Consider the following 14,942-nt stretch of genomic DNA (forward strand, 5'->3'; position numbering starts at 1 on the left):
TTGGCAAGCTGCGGTCCGTTTTCTATTTTTACAGACATAACAGAAATACCCTATGGACTTAGCACACGATCCGGCCACTGAGATTCAGGAACTCACCCAGCGCATCAACTACCTCAACTACCAATACTACCAGAACAGCATTTCGGAAGTCAGTGATTATGAGTTCGACATGATGCTCGAGCGCTTGCAGCAACTGGAGCAGCAGCACCCGGAACTGCGCCTGCCTAACTCCCCTACGCAACGTGTGGGCGGTACTATCACCAAGAGCTTCAAGACCGTGTACCACAAGTACCCGATGCTTTCGCTAAGCAACACCTACTCCGAGGAAGACCTGCGCGAGTTCGACAAGCGGGTGCGCAAGATCGTGGGCGACGAGGTGGAGTATGTGTGCGAGCAGAAGTTCGACGGGGTGGCCATCAGCCTGACCTACGAGAACGGCCAATTTGTGCAGGGCGCCACCCGGGGCGACGGTACCCGGGGCGACGATATCACTGCCAACGTACGTACAATCCGCGACATTCCGCTGCAGGTACAAGGCAAAAATTACCCGGATAGTTTTGAGGTGCGTGGCGAGGTCTTTTTGCCTTTGCAGGTGTTTGAGCAGCTTAATGCCGACCGCGAAGAGGCTGGTGAACAACTGTTGGCCAATCCGCGAAACGCCGCCTCCGGTACGCTCAAGCAGCAGGACTCCACCATTGTGGCCAGTCGCAAACTGGGCTGCTTCTCATACGGTTTCATGAGTGCTTCCAGTCCCTTCGACACGCATTCTGAAAGTTTGCAGGCCATCCAGAAATGGGGTTTTAAGGTGTCGGATACCTGGCGTAAGTGCAACTCCATCGACACGGTGCTGGACTACATCAACGAATGGGAGCAGAAACGCCACGAACTGCCCATCGCGACTGACGGCGTGGTAGTGAAAGTGAACAGCTATGCCCTTCAGGAAGAGCTCGGCTATACCGCCAAGAGCCCGCGCTGGGCGATTGCCTACAAGTACCCGGCCATGAGCGCCGTAAGCCGCCTGCTTGACATTCAGTACCAGATTGGCCGCACCGGTGCCGTTACGCCTGTCGCCATCATGGAGCCTGTATTGCTGGCCGGCACGGTCGTGAAACGTGCCTCTGTGCACAATGCCAACGAGATCCAGCGCCTCGACCTGCGCCTGGGTGACATCGTGCACGTGGAGAAAGGGGGCGAAATCATACCGAAGATCACCGGGGTGGACTTCAGCCAACGCCCTGCCGACTCCCTGCCCATCGTTTACCCGACCCACTGCCCGGCTTGCGGCTCTGAGTTGGTGCGCGCCGAGGGCGAGGCGAACTTCTACTGCCCGAACGAAGAAGGCTGCGCGCCGCAGATTCAGGCCAAACTGGAGCACTTTATCTCCCGAAAAGCCATGAACATCGACGAGCTCGGCCCCAAAACCATCGAGCAGCTTTACAAGGCAGGCCTGGTTCATAACGTCGCGGATCTTTATGACGTGCGGTTTGAGCACCTGGTGAACCTGGAGCGTATGGGTGAGAAATCGGCCAACAACATTTTGAACAGTCTGGAGAAGTCGAAGCAGACGCCTTACGACCGCGTGCTGTTTGCGCTGGGAATCCGCTATGTGGGCAGCACTGTTGCCAAGAAACTGGCTGAGCAGTTTCCGGATATAGAAGCGCTGCGTGGTGCCATGTATGAAGAACTGATCGCCGTGAACGAGATCGGTGACCGCATTGCGCAGTCGCTGCTGCAGTACTTCAGCAGACCCGAGCACCAGGAGCTGATCGAACGCCTGAAAGCTGCCGGGCTGCAATTTAAGAGTGATAAAACCGCCCTGGAAATGGAAAGTGACAAGCTGGAGGGCAAGACCTTTGTGATATCGGGGGTGTTCGAGAGCTTGAGCAGAGATGACCTGCAGCGCCTTATTGCCAGCCACGGCGGCAAGGTGGTGAGCTCTATCTCAGCCAAGCTCTCCTACCTGGTGGCAGGCGATAAAATGGGGCCTTCCAAACTCGAGAAAGCCAACAAGCTCGGTATCACCATCCTCTCCGAAGACGAGTTCCTGGGTCTGGTCAGCCAATAATTTGGGCATCTTACAAAAAAATAAGCGCCGGTCTACCAGAGGCCGGCGCTTATTGATTTACAAACAAACAATAAAACAATTAAACTTGGGAATAGGCCGCAAGGCCCTTCTTCCCAACACAGCTTGAAAGCCGGGAAGCATGCTGCAAATGGAGCCAATTAATCAGACAAATAAAAATGAAATAGACGAACAGCCGAAAAGGATATACGAACAACCGTTTCCCTTCCTTTTCAGGTTTAATCTTTTAAAAAGGGGAATTGATGGGGCAGGTTTACCCTTCCGTATAGTATAGGGCTGTGTTTATATGGGCGCGTCGTAATATTGCTTAACTTCAGCAAAAGACTGATCTTTAAAAGCTTTCACTACCCATTCCCAGCATAGCCTTGAACTTGATAGCCCTACCACCATTTACCATGAAGAAGCGGTACAAATTAGCCATACACGTGGCAGCCTGGGCATTTTTTGGAGCATGGATCTTCTACATCCAGTTTCAGCGCGGCCTTACTTTCAACAAGGCGGTTGACTCGTTGGTTGGGCTTAGCTTCGCCATGATGATCTTCTACCTGAACTGGTATGTGCTGATCCCTCAGTTTCTGGCCAAGAACCGCATTTTTGCCTACCTCGGGGTCGTTTTGCTCACACTCACGGTGGTGGCACTGGTCCGCTCGCCGCTCGACTTTTACGTCTTCCGGGAGTTTAACCCAGGTATGACGGTACTCTACTCCTCAGACCGCATTCTCAACTACGTGCTGGCAGGTTTGATTGTGGTGTTCATCAGTTCTGCCCTGAAAGTGACCGGCAACTACATCCGCAACGAGCGGCGCAACAAGGAGCTCGAGAACCAGAAACTGGCCGCCGAGCTGAACTTCCTGAAGTCGCAGGTGAACCCGCACTTCCTCTTCAACACGCTCAACAACATCTACTCGCTGGCTTACAAGCAGTCGCCCGAGACGCCGGACGCCATTATGAAGCTCTCGCTCCTGATGCGCTACATGCTCTATGAAAGCAACGACACGCTGGTGAGCCTGGAACGGGAGGTGGAGCACATCCAGAACTTCATCGACCTGCAAAAGCTGCGCCTGCGCGAGCAGACGAGCATCCGGCTAAATGTTGAAGGCGACCTGAGCGGAAAGCAGATCGCCCCGATGCTGCTGATGACGCTGGTTGAAAACGCTTTCAAACACGGCCTGGTGAGTCGCAACGAGGTGGGCATTACGCTCAATTTGGTGGTGACGGATGAATGGCTCCAATTCTCGACTGTGAATAACAGCAGCAGTCATAAAAAAAAGGACTTTGGCGGCATTGGTTTGCAAAATCTAAAGCAACGCCTTAACTTGCTCTACGCCCACCAACACGAACTGTACCTAGAAGATAAAGACGACACTTTTTTTGCTTCGCTGAAACTGTACTTCCAACCCAAAAAATAAACCTATGACCATCCGCTGCCTTGCCGTTGACGACGAACCGCTAGCCCTCGACATCATCGAGAGCTACGTGAGCAAACTGCCTTTTCTACAACTTGTGAAAACATGCTCCAGCGCGACGGAGGCCATGCAAGTGCTGCAGCAAGAGCAGATCGACCTGATGTTTCTGGACATCGAGATGCCCGAGCTGACAGGTATACAGTTTCTGAACATCCTCAAGCATCAGCCGCTGATCATCTTCACAACGGCCTACCCGAATTACGCGCTGGAGGGTTTCAACCACGATGCCGTGGACTACCTGCTCAAGCCCATCCCCTTCGACCGCTTCCTGAAGGCCGTGACCAAAGCACAGGAACGTCTGCAGCGCAGAAAGACGCCTGAGGCACCGGCTAACGTTCCTGCCCCACAGACGCCCGAACAGGACTTCATGTTTGTGAAGGCCGACTACAAAACCGTGCGTGTTGGCTTTGCCGACATCCTCTGGATAGAAGGTTTGAAGGACTACATCATCATCCAGACCAAAGACCAAAAGATCATCACGCTCCTGAGCATGAACAAGGCCATGGAAAAACTGCCCGAGTCCAGGTTCATGCGCGTGCACCGCTCCTTTATCGTGGCCCTGCACAAGATCGACAGCATCGAAAAAGGCCGCATCCGCATCGGCAACAAAGAAATCCCGATCGGTGAGGTATACAAAGACCACTTCCTGCATTGGGTGGAGGAGAATAATATACAGTAGCGCTTTTTTGTGTATCACTTTTACGTAGCACGACACACGTATCACGTAGCACGATGTCCTTAGAAAGGACTGGACAATAGACTGCTTGATAAAAGACAAAGGATTTTTCGGGAAACGATTGCGCTATTATTATTTTGTCTTTTGTCAAGCAGTCTATTGTTCATTTCACTGAAGTCGTGCTACGTGATACGTGTGTCGTGATACCTTAAATCACTTGCAGAATCCGCCAGATAATTCGAACTTCGCGCATTAGAAAAACAGCGCATGATACAAGATAATTTAAAAGGAACAGGTGTTGCTCTGGTGACCCCTTTCGCCAGCAACCTGGACGTGGACTACGACGGCCTGCGCCAGCTGCTTGATTTCACCATAGCAGGTGGTGTGGAGTACCTGGTGGTGAACGGCACCACGGGTGAGTCCGTGACCACTACAACTGAAGAGAAAGCCGCGATCCTGGCTTTTGTGAAGCAGCACATGAACGGCCGCGTGCCGCTGGTATACGGTCTGGGTGGCAACAACACACGGGAGGTGCTCGACGCGATCCAGAAAACGGACCTGGAAGGTATAGCCGCCGTGCTATCGGTGAGCCCCTACTACAACAAGCCTTCGCAGCAGGGCATCATCCAGCATTATACCCAGATTGCCGACGCCTGCCCCGTGCCGGTGATCCTCTACAACGTACCGGGCCGCACGGGCAGCAACATGGCCCCGGAGACAACGGTAAGGCTGGCAGCTCATAAAAACATTGTGGGCATCAAGGAAGCTTCCGGCAACCTGGAACAGTGCATGCACATTGCCAAACACAAGCCAGCCGACTTCCTGCTGATCAGCGGCGACGACATGCTCACCCTCCCGATGCTCACCTTTGGTGCCGTGGGCGTGATCTCCGTGCTGGCCAACGCCTTCCCTGAGAAATTCAGCAATATGGTCCGCCTGGGCTTATCGAATCAGTTCAAAGAGGCGACTGATCTGCTGTTCGACTTTGTGGACATCAACCCGATGATGTATGAAGAAGGCAACCCAGTGGGCGTAAAGGCATTGCTGGAACGCTTTGGCGTATGCGGCGGCGCGGTGCGTCTCCCGCTGGTGGAGGCCTCTGCCGGTCTCAAAGACAGACTTTACAAGCAACTGTAGTTAGCTGCGCAAGGTATAGCAAACAGAGCAGGAAGGTTGGCGAAGGTCAGCCTTCCTGTTTTTTTGTTCCGCCAAAGATATTTTCGCTATATTCGTTTTCTTCTATCCTAATACTTTACCACCATGCGTATACCTGCGATCCTGTTTTTAGCACTGAGCATGACGGCCTGCAATAACTCCCCGGACCAGTCGCAGGCCGATAAAACGGACCATACGCATCTGTTGGAAACCGACTCCAGTCTGGTGCAGGCGACCGACTCGGCCGCCCTGCCTCCAGACGACGAGCTGCAACACTATGCCCCCGACACGACCGATTTGAGCCCGGAGCCCAACACGGCAGCCAAGATCATGATCGAGGGACGCTTTCATAAGCATGAGGTATGGCAGGGTGCGGAGCGAAAGCCCTGGATGGCGCTTGTGCAGGACGACAGCGTTTTCCGGCTGCAGCCCAGCCACCTGCAGGTCACTACTTTTTTCGATCCGGTTTATGACAAGGGCCGTCAGGTTCGCTCAGGTCGAGAAGTGCGCGGCGAATTGCCAAACACCCTCCTCTTTGTATCAGGTATAGCCAAACTGCAGGCCAGTGAAGTGGACACGGTGGGCTACCCGGATCAGGTCATCTTGCCGAATACATCCATCGACCTCAGGTATAAAGGCAAGACCTATACCCTGGCGGCCAGCGGCGACAGCATACAGCAGGAAGGATCGGAGTCCTACTCGGTGCAAAACTACAAGTGGACGGTGTCGGGCACCAAGAACGGACGCAGGATTTCGCAGGAACTGGCTTCTGACGAAAACTTCGAGAGTGCTATCTACGTCCTCCTCTGGGTCGGCGACCTCGACCGCGATGGTATACCTGATCTGCTGGCCGATCTGTCCAACCACTTCAATACCTCCAAAGTCACGCTATTCCTGTCCTCACTCGCCGAAAAGGGTAAACTCTACAAGAAAGTGGCCGATTTTAAAACAGAAGCCTACCCCGAAATCGCCAGCCCTGACAGCCTGGCAAAACCATAAACTTGCCCGAGCGTTATATACCTGCAAACGCAAGGTATAGCCGTGAAAAAACACAGGGGTGAACTCGAAATAGACGAGGATATTAAACTGGAAAGCGCCAACTGGAAAGTCCAGCGGGTAGCCTGGGTCCTGATGGTCTTCGTTGTGATGGCCGCTTTGCTGGGTTTTACCGGCAACGGTGGCATTGGCAACCTGCAGCGATTAAAAGCCGGCAGCAGTGCCGATGGGCTTGAGATTGAATATGAAAGGTTCCTGAGGCGCGGCGCCCCGGCCGAAATCAAAGTAAAGTTGGCCCCCTCCCCCGGCGACTCCCTCACGAACCTGCGCCTCAACAAAGATTTTTACGAGAAACTCCATGTGGAAAGGATTCTTCCTGAACCTTCAGAGCAATTCACCCACGAGCAGGGCATTACGTATCGATTTGCTTCCGCCAAACAGCCGTTTTTAGTTATCTTCTACGTGAAGCCTGATGGCATGGGCTCCCTGCCTTTGCAATTCTCCACTTCCGGAAAAGCTGTTAACATCACACCCTTCATATACCCTTAAGCCTACGCTATGGAAACCGTTATCAGAGGATTGCTCCTGTATGTGTTCCTGATGATTATTTTCAGGGTAAGCGGCAAAAGAACCCTGTACGAGGCCACGGTGTTCGACTTTGTGCTCCTGCTAATCATTGCTGAAACGGCGGAGCAGGCACTCGGTGGCGAGGATAAGTCTGTAACCAATAGTTTTTTGCTGATCATTACGCTTTTGCTGGCCGACATCAGTCTCTCGCTTCTCAAGCAGAAGTTCAAGTACTTTGGCAAGGTGCTGGACGGGGTGCCGGTCATCATACTGGACGATGGCAAGCTGCTGCACGACCGGCTGAAGAAAGTGCGGGTAGATGAAGCGGACATCATGGAATCGGCCCGGGCAATGCAGGGCCTGGAGCGGCTCGACCAGATCAAGTACGCCATTCTGGAAAAAGACGGTAAGATCACGATCATTCCAAAAGAACAGTAGCGGAAGGAAATAAAAAAAGGTATAGCTTTTTCAGGCTATACCTTGCTATACCTACTGGTATACGGCATGTAAGGTGAATGCTTAATTATCGGTCAGCGCATACCTGGCCTCCACTTCTTTTTTGATATTATCGAGCCCGTCCTCAAATTCCTCCCCCACGGTACTGTCAATCAGTAAGCCTGAAAATTTCCGGATAGGATTGTCGCCTATGTACTGGTCAAAATGCCAGGTCAACTTCGTTCCCTCTTCTGTCTCCTCCAGTACGAATGTGCTGTTTGCCTTATCGTTTTTCTCAAATTCGAGGTTAGTGACAACCCGCCTTGGTGGCTCAACTTCTACAATCGTCACCACACCCTGTCCGATACTCCGCCGCTGGCTCGTCCAGTTGTAGCGCGCCCCTTCGGCCGTGCCGGCATAGCTGACCGCCTCAGTGGGGTCAACGTGATGTCCAGGCAGCCAGTTGGGCCAGTTGCGCAAATCGCTGAGCTGCTCGAAGGCCACTTCAGCAGGGGCATTGATGATGATATCGCGTTGCAAATGGATCTGACGGGGCAGGCTAATGGAAATAACGCCCAAAATGGCGATTAACGTGGCGGCTCCAAGCAGTAAAGATTTTAATACATGCATATAAGTTTATAGTAAACGTAAATTCTTATCAATCCAAATTAATTTAATACAATTTTCAAAATGTCGTAAGAAATGAAAAAAACCACAGCTGTTACGCTGTGGCCTTTCTCAGATGGAAATTCAATACTAATGTATAGTGACTTATACGCAATAGTTAAAAAAAGTATACAAGCGCGTAATACCATTTCACCGGGCCGTTTTCATTAGTACCTGCCGCTTTGGTCAGACGAGCCGTAGTGGTCATCGCCGAAGTCTCTGAACTCATCGGCTGTGCCGTAAGAAGCGTCGTGGCGGTAGCCATGGTTACCCCGGCTGTCGAAGTTACGGTACAGGTCACCTTCCTCCGGATTGTCGTAATTTGGATTATACCCTGAACTATAGCGGTAGCGGGTGCGTTCGAAGCTGTCTGGGTTGTAGAATTGCGGATTGCCCCGGCTTACCCTTCCCAGATCATTTTCGGAACCGTGCGGCAAACCGTACTCTTCATGTCGCGGCACACCACTGTAGTTGTTGGTTTCATAGGTGGTGTTGTAGTAATCCTCCATGTCGCCGCGGTAGTTACCTTCGGGCATGCGTGCGTTCCCGTACGTGGCGCGGTACTGCCGGCCTGCCCCTTGGTCCTCGGGTCTTCTCCCCCAGTCTTGGCGCTCCTCGCGGTAGTACTGCTGACGCGGATATCCCTGTTCGTACTGCCGATTGAAGTCATCGTATTGCTGATCTCTGTAATCTCTCATGGTTATATCTTTTAAATGACAGCCGCAGAAGAGTGCTCTCCTGCGGCTGCATGATTCTACAAATTAGTGTCGGTTGTGTCGGTCTTCAGAGCGGCGGCGCGGGCGGTTCTCCTGTGCCCAGCGGCTAAGGTTGCTGTAATGGCTGTCCTCACCAAAGTGGTCGCGGCCCTCGGTGTGGTTACGCCCGGCAAAGCCCCCGCTGTAATCGTTGTCATAGGCCGGATTGTTCATCTCGTAGCGGCGGTAAGATTCGTAGTCGCCTATGGAGGAGTGCCCCTGGAAGCCCTGGTCTCCTCGTTTTTTTCGGCGGCTTAGGTCATGCCCGAATGACTCGTCGTACTGGGCAGAGCGTGTCCACGAGTTGCCCGGCCGACGCAGGTCGTCATAGTCGCGGTTGCTGTAGTCGGCCTGCGGATCGTAGTGTCTATCTGAGTTGTAGTCGTCGTTTGGCACATAGCTCATGCCATAGGGGTTGTCGTTTCGTCTGCGTCTGTTCGAAGCATAATCTTCGCCGCTGTACTGTGCCCCGCCCGGCTGAAAGCGGCCCTGCCGGGAGCCGTATTCGTGGTCAATGTTGGTGTTGAAAGATCTAGTGTCATAGTAGTCGTCTTCCTGCGCACCGTAGCCGCTGTTGAAGCGCGAATCCACGGTGTAGTTGCCGCGGTCTGAGTTCTCGCCATGGTGGTGGCTGTGCGCCCAGCGCGGCTCCACGTTACGGTTTTCACGGTTTTCTTCTCGGTTGTGTCTCATAGCGTTGTGTTTTATTTCCTACATAATCCAGCTACTGTTTACGGGCATGCCCCCGCTTTGGGTTAAAGACAAGCCTAAACTCCCACCCGGATTGTGCGTTTATAGAGGGTGTACCAATCAAGATAAAACTATGGACAGACATAATAATTGGCAGGACCGACGCGATGATCGCGCACACGACAACCGTCGTTTGGATGAATCACAGTACAGAGGCGCTTACCGCTTAGATGAAGACAGTCACTACACCACCTACAACCGATCCCGCCACGGTGATCTGGGAGAGAGAGACCGCAACCACGATAACCACGGAGGCGACTACGTATACCGCCGCAGCCGCAACCTGCAGGACAACGATGGCTATACCGAGCGCCAGTACCAGCAGAGCTACCGCGGCGGCAGTCCAGGCCAGCGAGATTACAACGACTTCGGTGGCCGCTATGGAGGCAGTGCAGGCATGCGCGACAACCGCTCAGATTACGATGACCGCAGAGGAAGTTCACGCGGTGGAGACCAGCAATACGGTGATTATTACAGCCGCCGCACCTCGAGTAACTTCGACGCCGACTACCGCCCCGATCACTACCCACAGCGCCGTGGCGAGAACTACGGCAACATGGCCGGCTCCCTGAGCTATGGCTACGATGGTGGCTATAACTCCGATCCGGACTATAACCGCCGTTACAACCCCCTGACCGGTGAGTTGCGCCAACGCCAGGGTAGCTACGAGCAGCGTCAGTCACGCCGCTATGGTCCACCGGACAGCACCGCCTCCAACCCGGATTATGACCGCTATTAAGGTATAGCCTTAACCTTGGAAGCAATTCAGAGTACAACTTAAGACAACTAAAACAGATTGAAGATGAACGCAGATAAGAATAAAGACCAGAACAAAGATCAAAACAAAAGCAAAATAAACGAAGGCAACAAAGTGCCGAACATCCACCCAACCGCCAAAAAGGACACATCAGAGCAGATCGCACGCTCTGAGGAGAGTAACCAGGCCGGTCGTAGCATGGGCAACGAGCCACGCAGCGGCGGACGCCAGGGCGGTAAAAGTGTGGAAGACGGCGGACAGGATGTCGGCAGCAGTGCCGGTAGCCGCTAACATTTAAATAGATTTGCAAAAGGAAGGCCGGGGATGACCCGGCCTTCCTTTTTGATGCCTGCCCATATTTCGTATCTTTGGCTATACCTGCTTTGCCATCACAAAGTATAACAGGTATAGCCGTTTACCCGGCACAGGCTTTTTCAATGGAGAAGATCAACTCACAGGAGCACTTAGTCATTATCGGCAACGGCATAGCGGGCGTTACCCTGACGCAGCGTGTGCGGCAAAGGAGCAAATGCCGCATTACCATGGTGTCGGCCGAGTCGCCGCTGCATTTTTCCCGCACCGCCCTCATGTACGTGTACATGGGCCACATGCGCTTTCAGGACATTGTGCCTTATGCCGACTGGTACTGGCAGGAACAGCAGATCGAGCTGGTGCAAGACTATGTGGAGCGGGTAGAGACGCGTGATAAAAAGCTGGTGCTGCGCGATGGCGCTCCCCTGCACTACGATAAACTGGTGCTGGCCACCGGCTCCAGCGCCACCTACTACGACTGGCCCGGACAAACGCTGAAAGGTGTGCAGGGTCTTGTCTCGCTGCAGGATCTGGAACTGATGGAAGCCAACACGGCAGGTATACAACATGCGGTGATCGTAGGCGGAGGGCTGATCGGCGTGGAGATGGCCGAGATGCTTCGGAGTCGTGGTATAGCCGTGACCATGCTGATACGGGACAAACTGTACTGGCACAATGTGCTGCCCCAGCAAGAAGCCCGGCTCGTGACCGACCACATCCGACAGCACGGCATCGAACTGTTGCTGCAGGAAGAACTGCAGGAGATTCTGGCTGACGACACAGGTAAAGTACGCGGTATCCGGACCCGCAGCGGCCATGAGCTGCCCTGCCAGTTTGTGGGCATCACTACCGGCGTAAAGCCGAACGTGGATTTTCTGAAAGGTTCAGGTATAGACCTCGACCGGGGTATCCTGGTAAACGAGTTTTTCGAAACCAACCAACCCCATGTATACGCTCTGAGCGACTGCGCCCAGTTCCGGAACCCCGCGCCGGGCCAGCCGATGCTGGAGCAGCTCTGGTATACGGGTCGTCTGCATGCCGAGGCGCTGGCTTCCACCCTGCTCGGCGATCGTCAGCCTTACGTGCGCGGGCCCTGGTTCAACTCGGCCAAGTTTTTCGACATCGAATACCAGACCTACGGCACCGTGCCTGCCCAATTTACGGAACAGCAGGAATCGCTCTACTGGCAGAACGAGGCGGCGAACAAGGCGATTCGCTTCCTCTATGAAAAGGATACAGCCAGACTGTTAGGTATAAATCTGCTCGGCGTTCGCTACCGCCACGACCTGTGTCACCACTGGCTGCAGCAAGGCTATACCTTGCACGAGGCGATGCAGGAGCTGCCGGCCGTTAACTTCGATCCTGAGTTATTCCAGCACTACGAAGAAGAGCTCCTGCGCCAGTATTATACCCGTTTCCCGGACCAACCGCCTCCTGGTAGACACAGCAACTGGTGGGAGCTACGCAAGCGCTTCGGGCTGTTTTCTGATTCTACTTCCTGTTAATTACTGATCATAACGATGCATACTGCTCTCATTTCTGAAACTGCCTCCACGACTTCCAACACTTCGCAAAATGTGCTGAAAATGGCGGGTCTGCTGCTTATCAGCATCGGGCTGTTGGGTATTCTGGTGGCTGCCGTGGGAGCTGATTATATCTCCCCTGTTTTCACCGGGTTGGGAGGTACGCTTGTCCTCACAGTTGGCGCTTTGGTTTACATCTGGCAAAGCCGCTGGCACAAATCGCCCGCTGAGCAAAACCACGGGCGTTGGCACCAGGAAGCCACCTCCCGCGGGCCTTCGGCCTGGGTCATTGGCTTTGTGCTCACTGGTTTTTACGTGCTGCTCTACTGGTTCCCGGACACGCTGCAAGGATTGATTCAGGCCACAGAGCCCCTGAGCCAGTGGCTGCGCGGCAGACCAAGCGATCAGTGGTTCCTGTATGGTACTTTCTATACCCTGGCCATTCTCGTGATGGGGGTATACGCCCTGCTCAAGTACCGCAACAGCCGCTACCACATCATCCGGACTATCTCGGTCATGTTTTTCCAGTTGGGTTTTGCCTTTCTGCTGCCAGGCTTGTTGCTGATGCTCAACAAACCAGAGTACTACTTCAGCTACTTCTGGCCACTCAAATACGACTACCTGTTTCCAGGCACTATAGATTATCTGGTGCGCGATGGCGCCGCATTGGGCGTATTCATGGTGTTTTGGGGAGCCGTTTTTTCCTTTCTGGCAACACCGGTGCTCACTTACTTCTATGGCAAGCGCTGGTACTGCTCCTGGGTGTGCGGCTGCGGCGGACTGGCCGAAACCGCAGGTGACCCCTACCGGCACCTCTCGGACAAAAGCCGCAAGGCCTGGCAGTGGGAAGTGGCCATCCTCTATCCGATTCTGGGGTTCGTCATCCTCACCACGCTTTTCCTTTGGGTTAACTCCTGGAGCGAGGGACGGCTATTGGGCGATCTGTCGGGCGGCTTTGCCAGCACTTATGGGTTCTTTATCGGGGCTATGTTTTCGGGTGTGATTGGCGTGGGCTTCTATCCGCTGATGGGCAACCGGGTGTGGTGCCGCTTTGGCTGCCCGATGGCCGCTTACCTGGGCCTGCTGCAAAAGCATTTCTCCCGCTTCCGCATCAGTACCAATGGCGGACAATGCATCTCCTGCGGCAACTGCTCCACTTACTGCGAAATGGGCATTGATGTGCGCTGGTATGCGCAACAGGGCGAGCCGATCATCCGGGCATCGTGCGTGGGCTGCGGCATTTGCGCACACGTTTGTCCGCGCGGCGTACTGAAACTGGAGAATGGTCCGCGTGAAGACCGCTACGCAGGCTCTCCGCTGATCAGGCGCGACGAATTGCGGATTTTGAGTTAGGCCTTATAAGCACGTTCGTTACACATTCTATTATTTTGTCATCCTGAAAGGATCTTGGCAGCAGATAGCAGAAGATCTATCGCCCGGGGTAAGTCTTCTGTTATTAAAAACGCAAAACAGGTTTTCTTTCTTAACCTGATAGATTATCTGGTATTAAGTGCTTCGTAGATTGGGACAGCGATCGCTCATAAAGACTTCTTTCAATAAACCCTAAACGCATCGCGGGCACCTGCTTTTGACAAGTGCCCGCGATGCGTTTAAGAGAACAGGTTAGCCGAGTGGCTATACCTGCGAGGTACTACTGCAATTCTTCCTGCTCCATGTACTCCCACATGGCATCTTCGCTGGCACCGATCTTAGCCGCATAAAGCAGCATGGTTGTATAAACGGCGATCAACAAAAAGCTAAGCGGGATAGAGAATACAAAAGACACAACGAGCGTCTTAACCGGATCGGGCTTTGTTTTCATTTTAGTGGATGCATACCAAAAGAAACAGATGTTAAAGATGCCGGCAAGCGCAATAAAATTGATGATATCTAACATTGGCTAAAAGTTAAATGTTGTTTCTGATTTTCCCAGGAAGTGTACCATTTAGGGTATAAAGCCGAAAAGTACACATTTTAGTTCAAATCAGGTTGTGTGTTTTTAAGGTTAGGGATAGATTGCGTATGTGTTTGAACTTAAACAGCATAGTGCAATTTAGGAGACAAAAATTTAATTCCCAATAATTGTTACAAATAATTTTAACAATATTTTAATACTTATCCAAAACGGCCTCCAGGAAACCTGACAGGCACATTAAAACAACACAAACCATTGATGTATAACAACTTATACACTGGTTGCATTGCGTAGGATTTTGCGCTTTCCCGAAAAAAAACAAGCCACTGCAGCGTATTTGCCTGGCCTACTCAATTCTCATCCCCTTCAGACCCGTGCGGCCATAGAACACCGGAAAATACATTAGCTCGGCCTTAGCAGGATTGAGTGTGTACACCCCGTTATAGCGCGGTAAAAGTTTGATGGTATAGGTATGCTTGCCTTTAGGTAGCCGGTCTGCGAAAATGGTGACCTTGTGCCGGAAATATTCCCGGTGCACTTCGTAGGGTCTCCCACCTTTGACTCACGGTAGCACTTCCATACTGATCTGGATAAGTAAGGGCACGGCTATTTCATTAAACCACGAAAACACGTTAACTGATACATAAAATTAATCCTATAAATACCACATTCAATCATAGGCCTCATAAAGATTCTATTCACCAAAAACGTAATACATAAATCTTTAACTAAATTTACTGAAAAAAAATAACTATATACCAATTACCCCGTACTTTTAAAATACAATATTCACCTGGTATAATATTTTTAGTTTTATAGTATTTAACAAAGGGCATCTTTGCTACTAAAGCACCCTCCTTTTTATTTTAAATCTTTTTAAGGGACG

Annotated in this window: 16 protein-coding genes; 11 read left to right on the top strand and 5 right to left on the bottom strand. The window is 52.4% G+C overall.

The genetic code is table 11. The features are described 5' to 3' along the window. The first annotated feature begins 52 nt into the window (after nt 1–52). The 7 genes from ligA (at nt 53) to IEV97_RS01635 (ending at nt 7,381) form a co-directional block, all read left to right on the top strand. A complete protein-coding gene (gene ligA / locus IEV97_RS01605) occupies nt 53–2,065 on the top strand; it encodes an NAD-dependent DNA ligase LigA (protein WP_188499755.1) in 2,013 nt (670 codons plus the stop codon). Nucleotides 2,066–2,478: 413 nt separating this feature from the next. After that, complete coding sequence (locus IEV97_RS01610; RefSeq protein WP_229733740.1) at nt 2,479–3,492, top strand: sensor histidine kinase; 1,014 nt, start codon at nt 2,479–2,481, stop codon at nt 3,490–3,492. 4 nt (nt 3,493–3,496) lie between these two features. Further along, nucleotides 3,497–4,228: a LytR/AlgR family response regulator transcription factor gene (locus tag IEV97_RS01615; RefSeq protein ID WP_188499756.1), complete on the top strand. Its 732-nt coding sequence runs from the start codon at nt 3,497–3,499 to the stop codon at nt 4,226–4,228. Between the two features lie 264 nt (nt 4,229–4,492). Beyond that, nucleotides 4,493–5,362 carry a 4-hydroxy-tetrahydrodipicolinate synthase gene (dapA, locus tag IEV97_RS01620; protein WP_188499757.1) on the top strand — a complete coding sequence of 290 codons (870 nt, stop codon included), beginning with the start codon at nt 4,493–4,495 and terminating at the stop codon, nt 5,360–5,362. A 123-nt stretch (nt 5,363–5,485) separates the two neighbouring features. Further along, nucleotides 5,486–6,379 carry a hypothetical protein gene (locus tag IEV97_RS01625; protein WP_188499758.1) on the top strand — a complete coding sequence of 298 codons (894 nt, stop codon included), beginning with the start codon at nt 5,486–5,488 and terminating at the stop codon, nt 6,377–6,379. A gap of 42 nt (nt 6,380–6,421) precedes the next feature. Continuing rightward, nucleotides 6,422–6,925, top strand: a complete 504-nt coding sequence (locus IEV97_RS01630; RefSeq protein WP_188499759.1) for a hypothetical protein — start codon at nt 6,422–6,424, stop codon at nt 6,923–6,925. A gap of 9 nt (nt 6,926–6,934) precedes the next feature. After that, nucleotides 6,935–7,381, top strand: a complete 447-nt coding sequence (locus tag IEV97_RS01635; RefSeq protein WP_188499760.1) for a DUF421 domain-containing protein — start codon at nt 6,935–6,937, stop codon at nt 7,379–7,381. An 81-nt stretch (nt 7,382–7,462) separates the two neighbouring features. On the opposite strand, the gene IEV97_RS01640 is transcribed toward IEV97_RS01635, so the two are convergent. From IEV97_RS01640 to IEV97_RS01650, 3 genes are all read right to left on the bottom strand, one after another. Continuing rightward, on the bottom strand, nt 7,463–8,008 hold the full coding sequence (locus tag IEV97_RS01640; protein WP_188499761.1) for an SRPBCC family protein: 546 nt from the start codon (nt 8,006–8,008) through the stop codon (nt 7,463–7,465). Between the two features lie 203 nt (nt 8,009–8,211). Continuing rightward, nucleotides 8,212–8,742: a hypothetical protein gene (locus IEV97_RS01645; protein ID WP_188499762.1), complete on the bottom strand. Its 531-nt coding sequence runs from the start codon at nt 8,740–8,742 to the stop codon at nt 8,212–8,214. 63 nt (nt 8,743–8,805) lie between these two features. After that, nucleotides 8,806–9,492, bottom strand: a complete 687-nt coding sequence (locus IEV97_RS01650) for a hypothetical protein (protein WP_188499763.1) — start codon at nt 9,490–9,492, stop codon at nt 8,806–8,808. Between the two features lie 130 nt (nt 9,493–9,622). Between IEV97_RS01650 and IEV97_RS01655 the strand changes: the two genes are divergently transcribed. The 4 genes from IEV97_RS01655 (at nt 9,623) to IEV97_RS01670 (ending at nt 13,494) form a co-directional block, all read left to right on the top strand. Continuing rightward, nucleotides 9,623–10,288: a hypothetical protein gene (locus IEV97_RS01655; RefSeq protein WP_188499764.1), complete on the top strand. Its 666-nt coding sequence runs from the start codon at nt 9,623–9,625 to the stop codon at nt 10,286–10,288. A 63-nt stretch (nt 10,289–10,351) separates the two neighbouring features. Next, complete coding sequence (locus tag IEV97_RS01660) at nt 10,352–10,597, top strand: hypothetical protein (protein WP_188499765.1); 246 nt, start codon at nt 10,352–10,354, stop codon at nt 10,595–10,597. 92 nt (nt 10,598–10,689) lie between these two features. Continuing rightward, nucleotides 10,690–12,123, top strand: coding sequence for an NAD(P)/FAD-dependent oxidoreductase (locus IEV97_RS01665; RefSeq protein WP_229733741.1), 1,434 nt, complete (start codon nt 10,690–10,692; stop codon nt 12,121–12,123). 15 nt (nt 12,124–12,138) lie between these two features. Next, the gene (locus tag IEV97_RS01670; RefSeq protein WP_188499766.1) at nt 12,139–13,494 is read left to right on the top strand and encodes a 4Fe-4S binding protein; all 1,356 of its coding nucleotides are present in this window, start codon (nt 12,139–12,141) and stop codon (nt 13,492–13,494) included. Between the two features lie 298 nt (nt 13,495–13,792). On the opposite strand, the gene IEV97_RS01675 is transcribed toward IEV97_RS01670, so the two are convergent. Next, entirely contained in the window at nt 13,793–14,038 is a 246-nt protein-coding gene (locus tag IEV97_RS01675; protein ID WP_007652719.1) for a hypothetical protein, read from the bottom strand. 364 nt (nt 14,039–14,402) lie between these two features. Next, nucleotides 14,403–14,594 carry an alpha-2-macroglobulin family protein gene (locus tag IEV97_RS20200; RefSeq protein ID WP_188499767.1) on the bottom strand — a complete coding sequence of 64 codons (192 nt, stop codon included), beginning with the start codon at nt 14,592–14,594 and terminating at the stop codon, nt 14,403–14,405. Between the last annotated feature and the right edge of the window lie 348 nt (nt 14,595–14,942).

It is taken from the genome of Pontibacter amylolyticus, from assembly GCF_014638845.1.
GTDB classification, from domain to species: Bacteria; Bacteroidota; Bacteroidia; order Cytophagales; family Hymenobacteraceae; genus Pontibacter; species Pontibacter amylolyticus.

Bases quoted from the DNA above. Each gene is read 5' to 3' on its own strand.
- IEV97_RS01670 (WP_188499766.1), top strand. From the start codon at position 12,139: ATGCATACTGCTCTCATTTCTGAAACTGCCTCCACGACTTCCAACACT.
- IEV97_RS01660 (WP_188499765.1), top strand. From the start codon at position 10,352: ATGAACGCAGATAAGAATAAAGACCAGAACAAAGATCAAAACAAAAGC.
- dapA (WP_188499757.1), top strand. From the start codon at position 4,493: ATGATACAAGATAATTTAAAAGGAACAGGTGTTGCTCTGGTGACCCCT.
- IEV97_RS01640 (WP_188499761.1), bottom strand. From the start codon at position 8,008: ATGCATGTATTAAAATCTTTACTGCTTGGAGCCGCCACGTTAATCGCC.
- ligA (WP_188499755.1), top strand. From the start codon at position 53: ATGGACTTAGCACACGATCCGGCCACTGAGATTCAGGAACTCACCCAG.
- IEV97_RS01650 (WP_188499763.1), bottom strand. From the start codon at position 9,492: ATGAGACACAACCGAGAAGAAAACCGTGAAAACCGTAACGTGGAGCCG.
- IEV97_RS01625 (WP_188499758.1), top strand. From the start codon at position 5,486: ATGCGTATACCTGCGATCCTGTTTTTAGCACTGAGCATGACGGCCTGC.
- IEV97_RS01645 (WP_188499762.1), bottom strand. From the start codon at position 8,742: ATGAGAGATTACAGAGATCAGCAATACGATGACTTCAATCGGCAGTAC.
- IEV97_RS01610 (WP_229733740.1), top strand. From the start codon at position 2,479: ATGAAGAAGCGGTACAAATTAGCCATACACGTGGCAGCCTGGGCATTT.
- IEV97_RS01635 (WP_188499760.1), top strand. From the start codon at position 6,935: ATGGAAACCGTTATCAGAGGATTGCTCCTGTATGTGTTCCTGATGATT.
- IEV97_RS01655 (WP_188499764.1), top strand. From the start codon at position 9,623: ATGGACAGACATAATAATTGGCAGGACCGACGCGATGATCGCGCACAC.
- IEV97_RS01615 (WP_188499756.1), top strand. From the start codon at position 3,497: ATGACCATCCGCTGCCTTGCCGTTGACGACGAACCGCTAGCCCTCGAC.
- IEV97_RS01675 (WP_007652719.1), bottom strand. From the start codon at position 14,038: ATGTTAGATATCATCAATTTTATTGCGCTTGCCGGCATCTTTAACATC.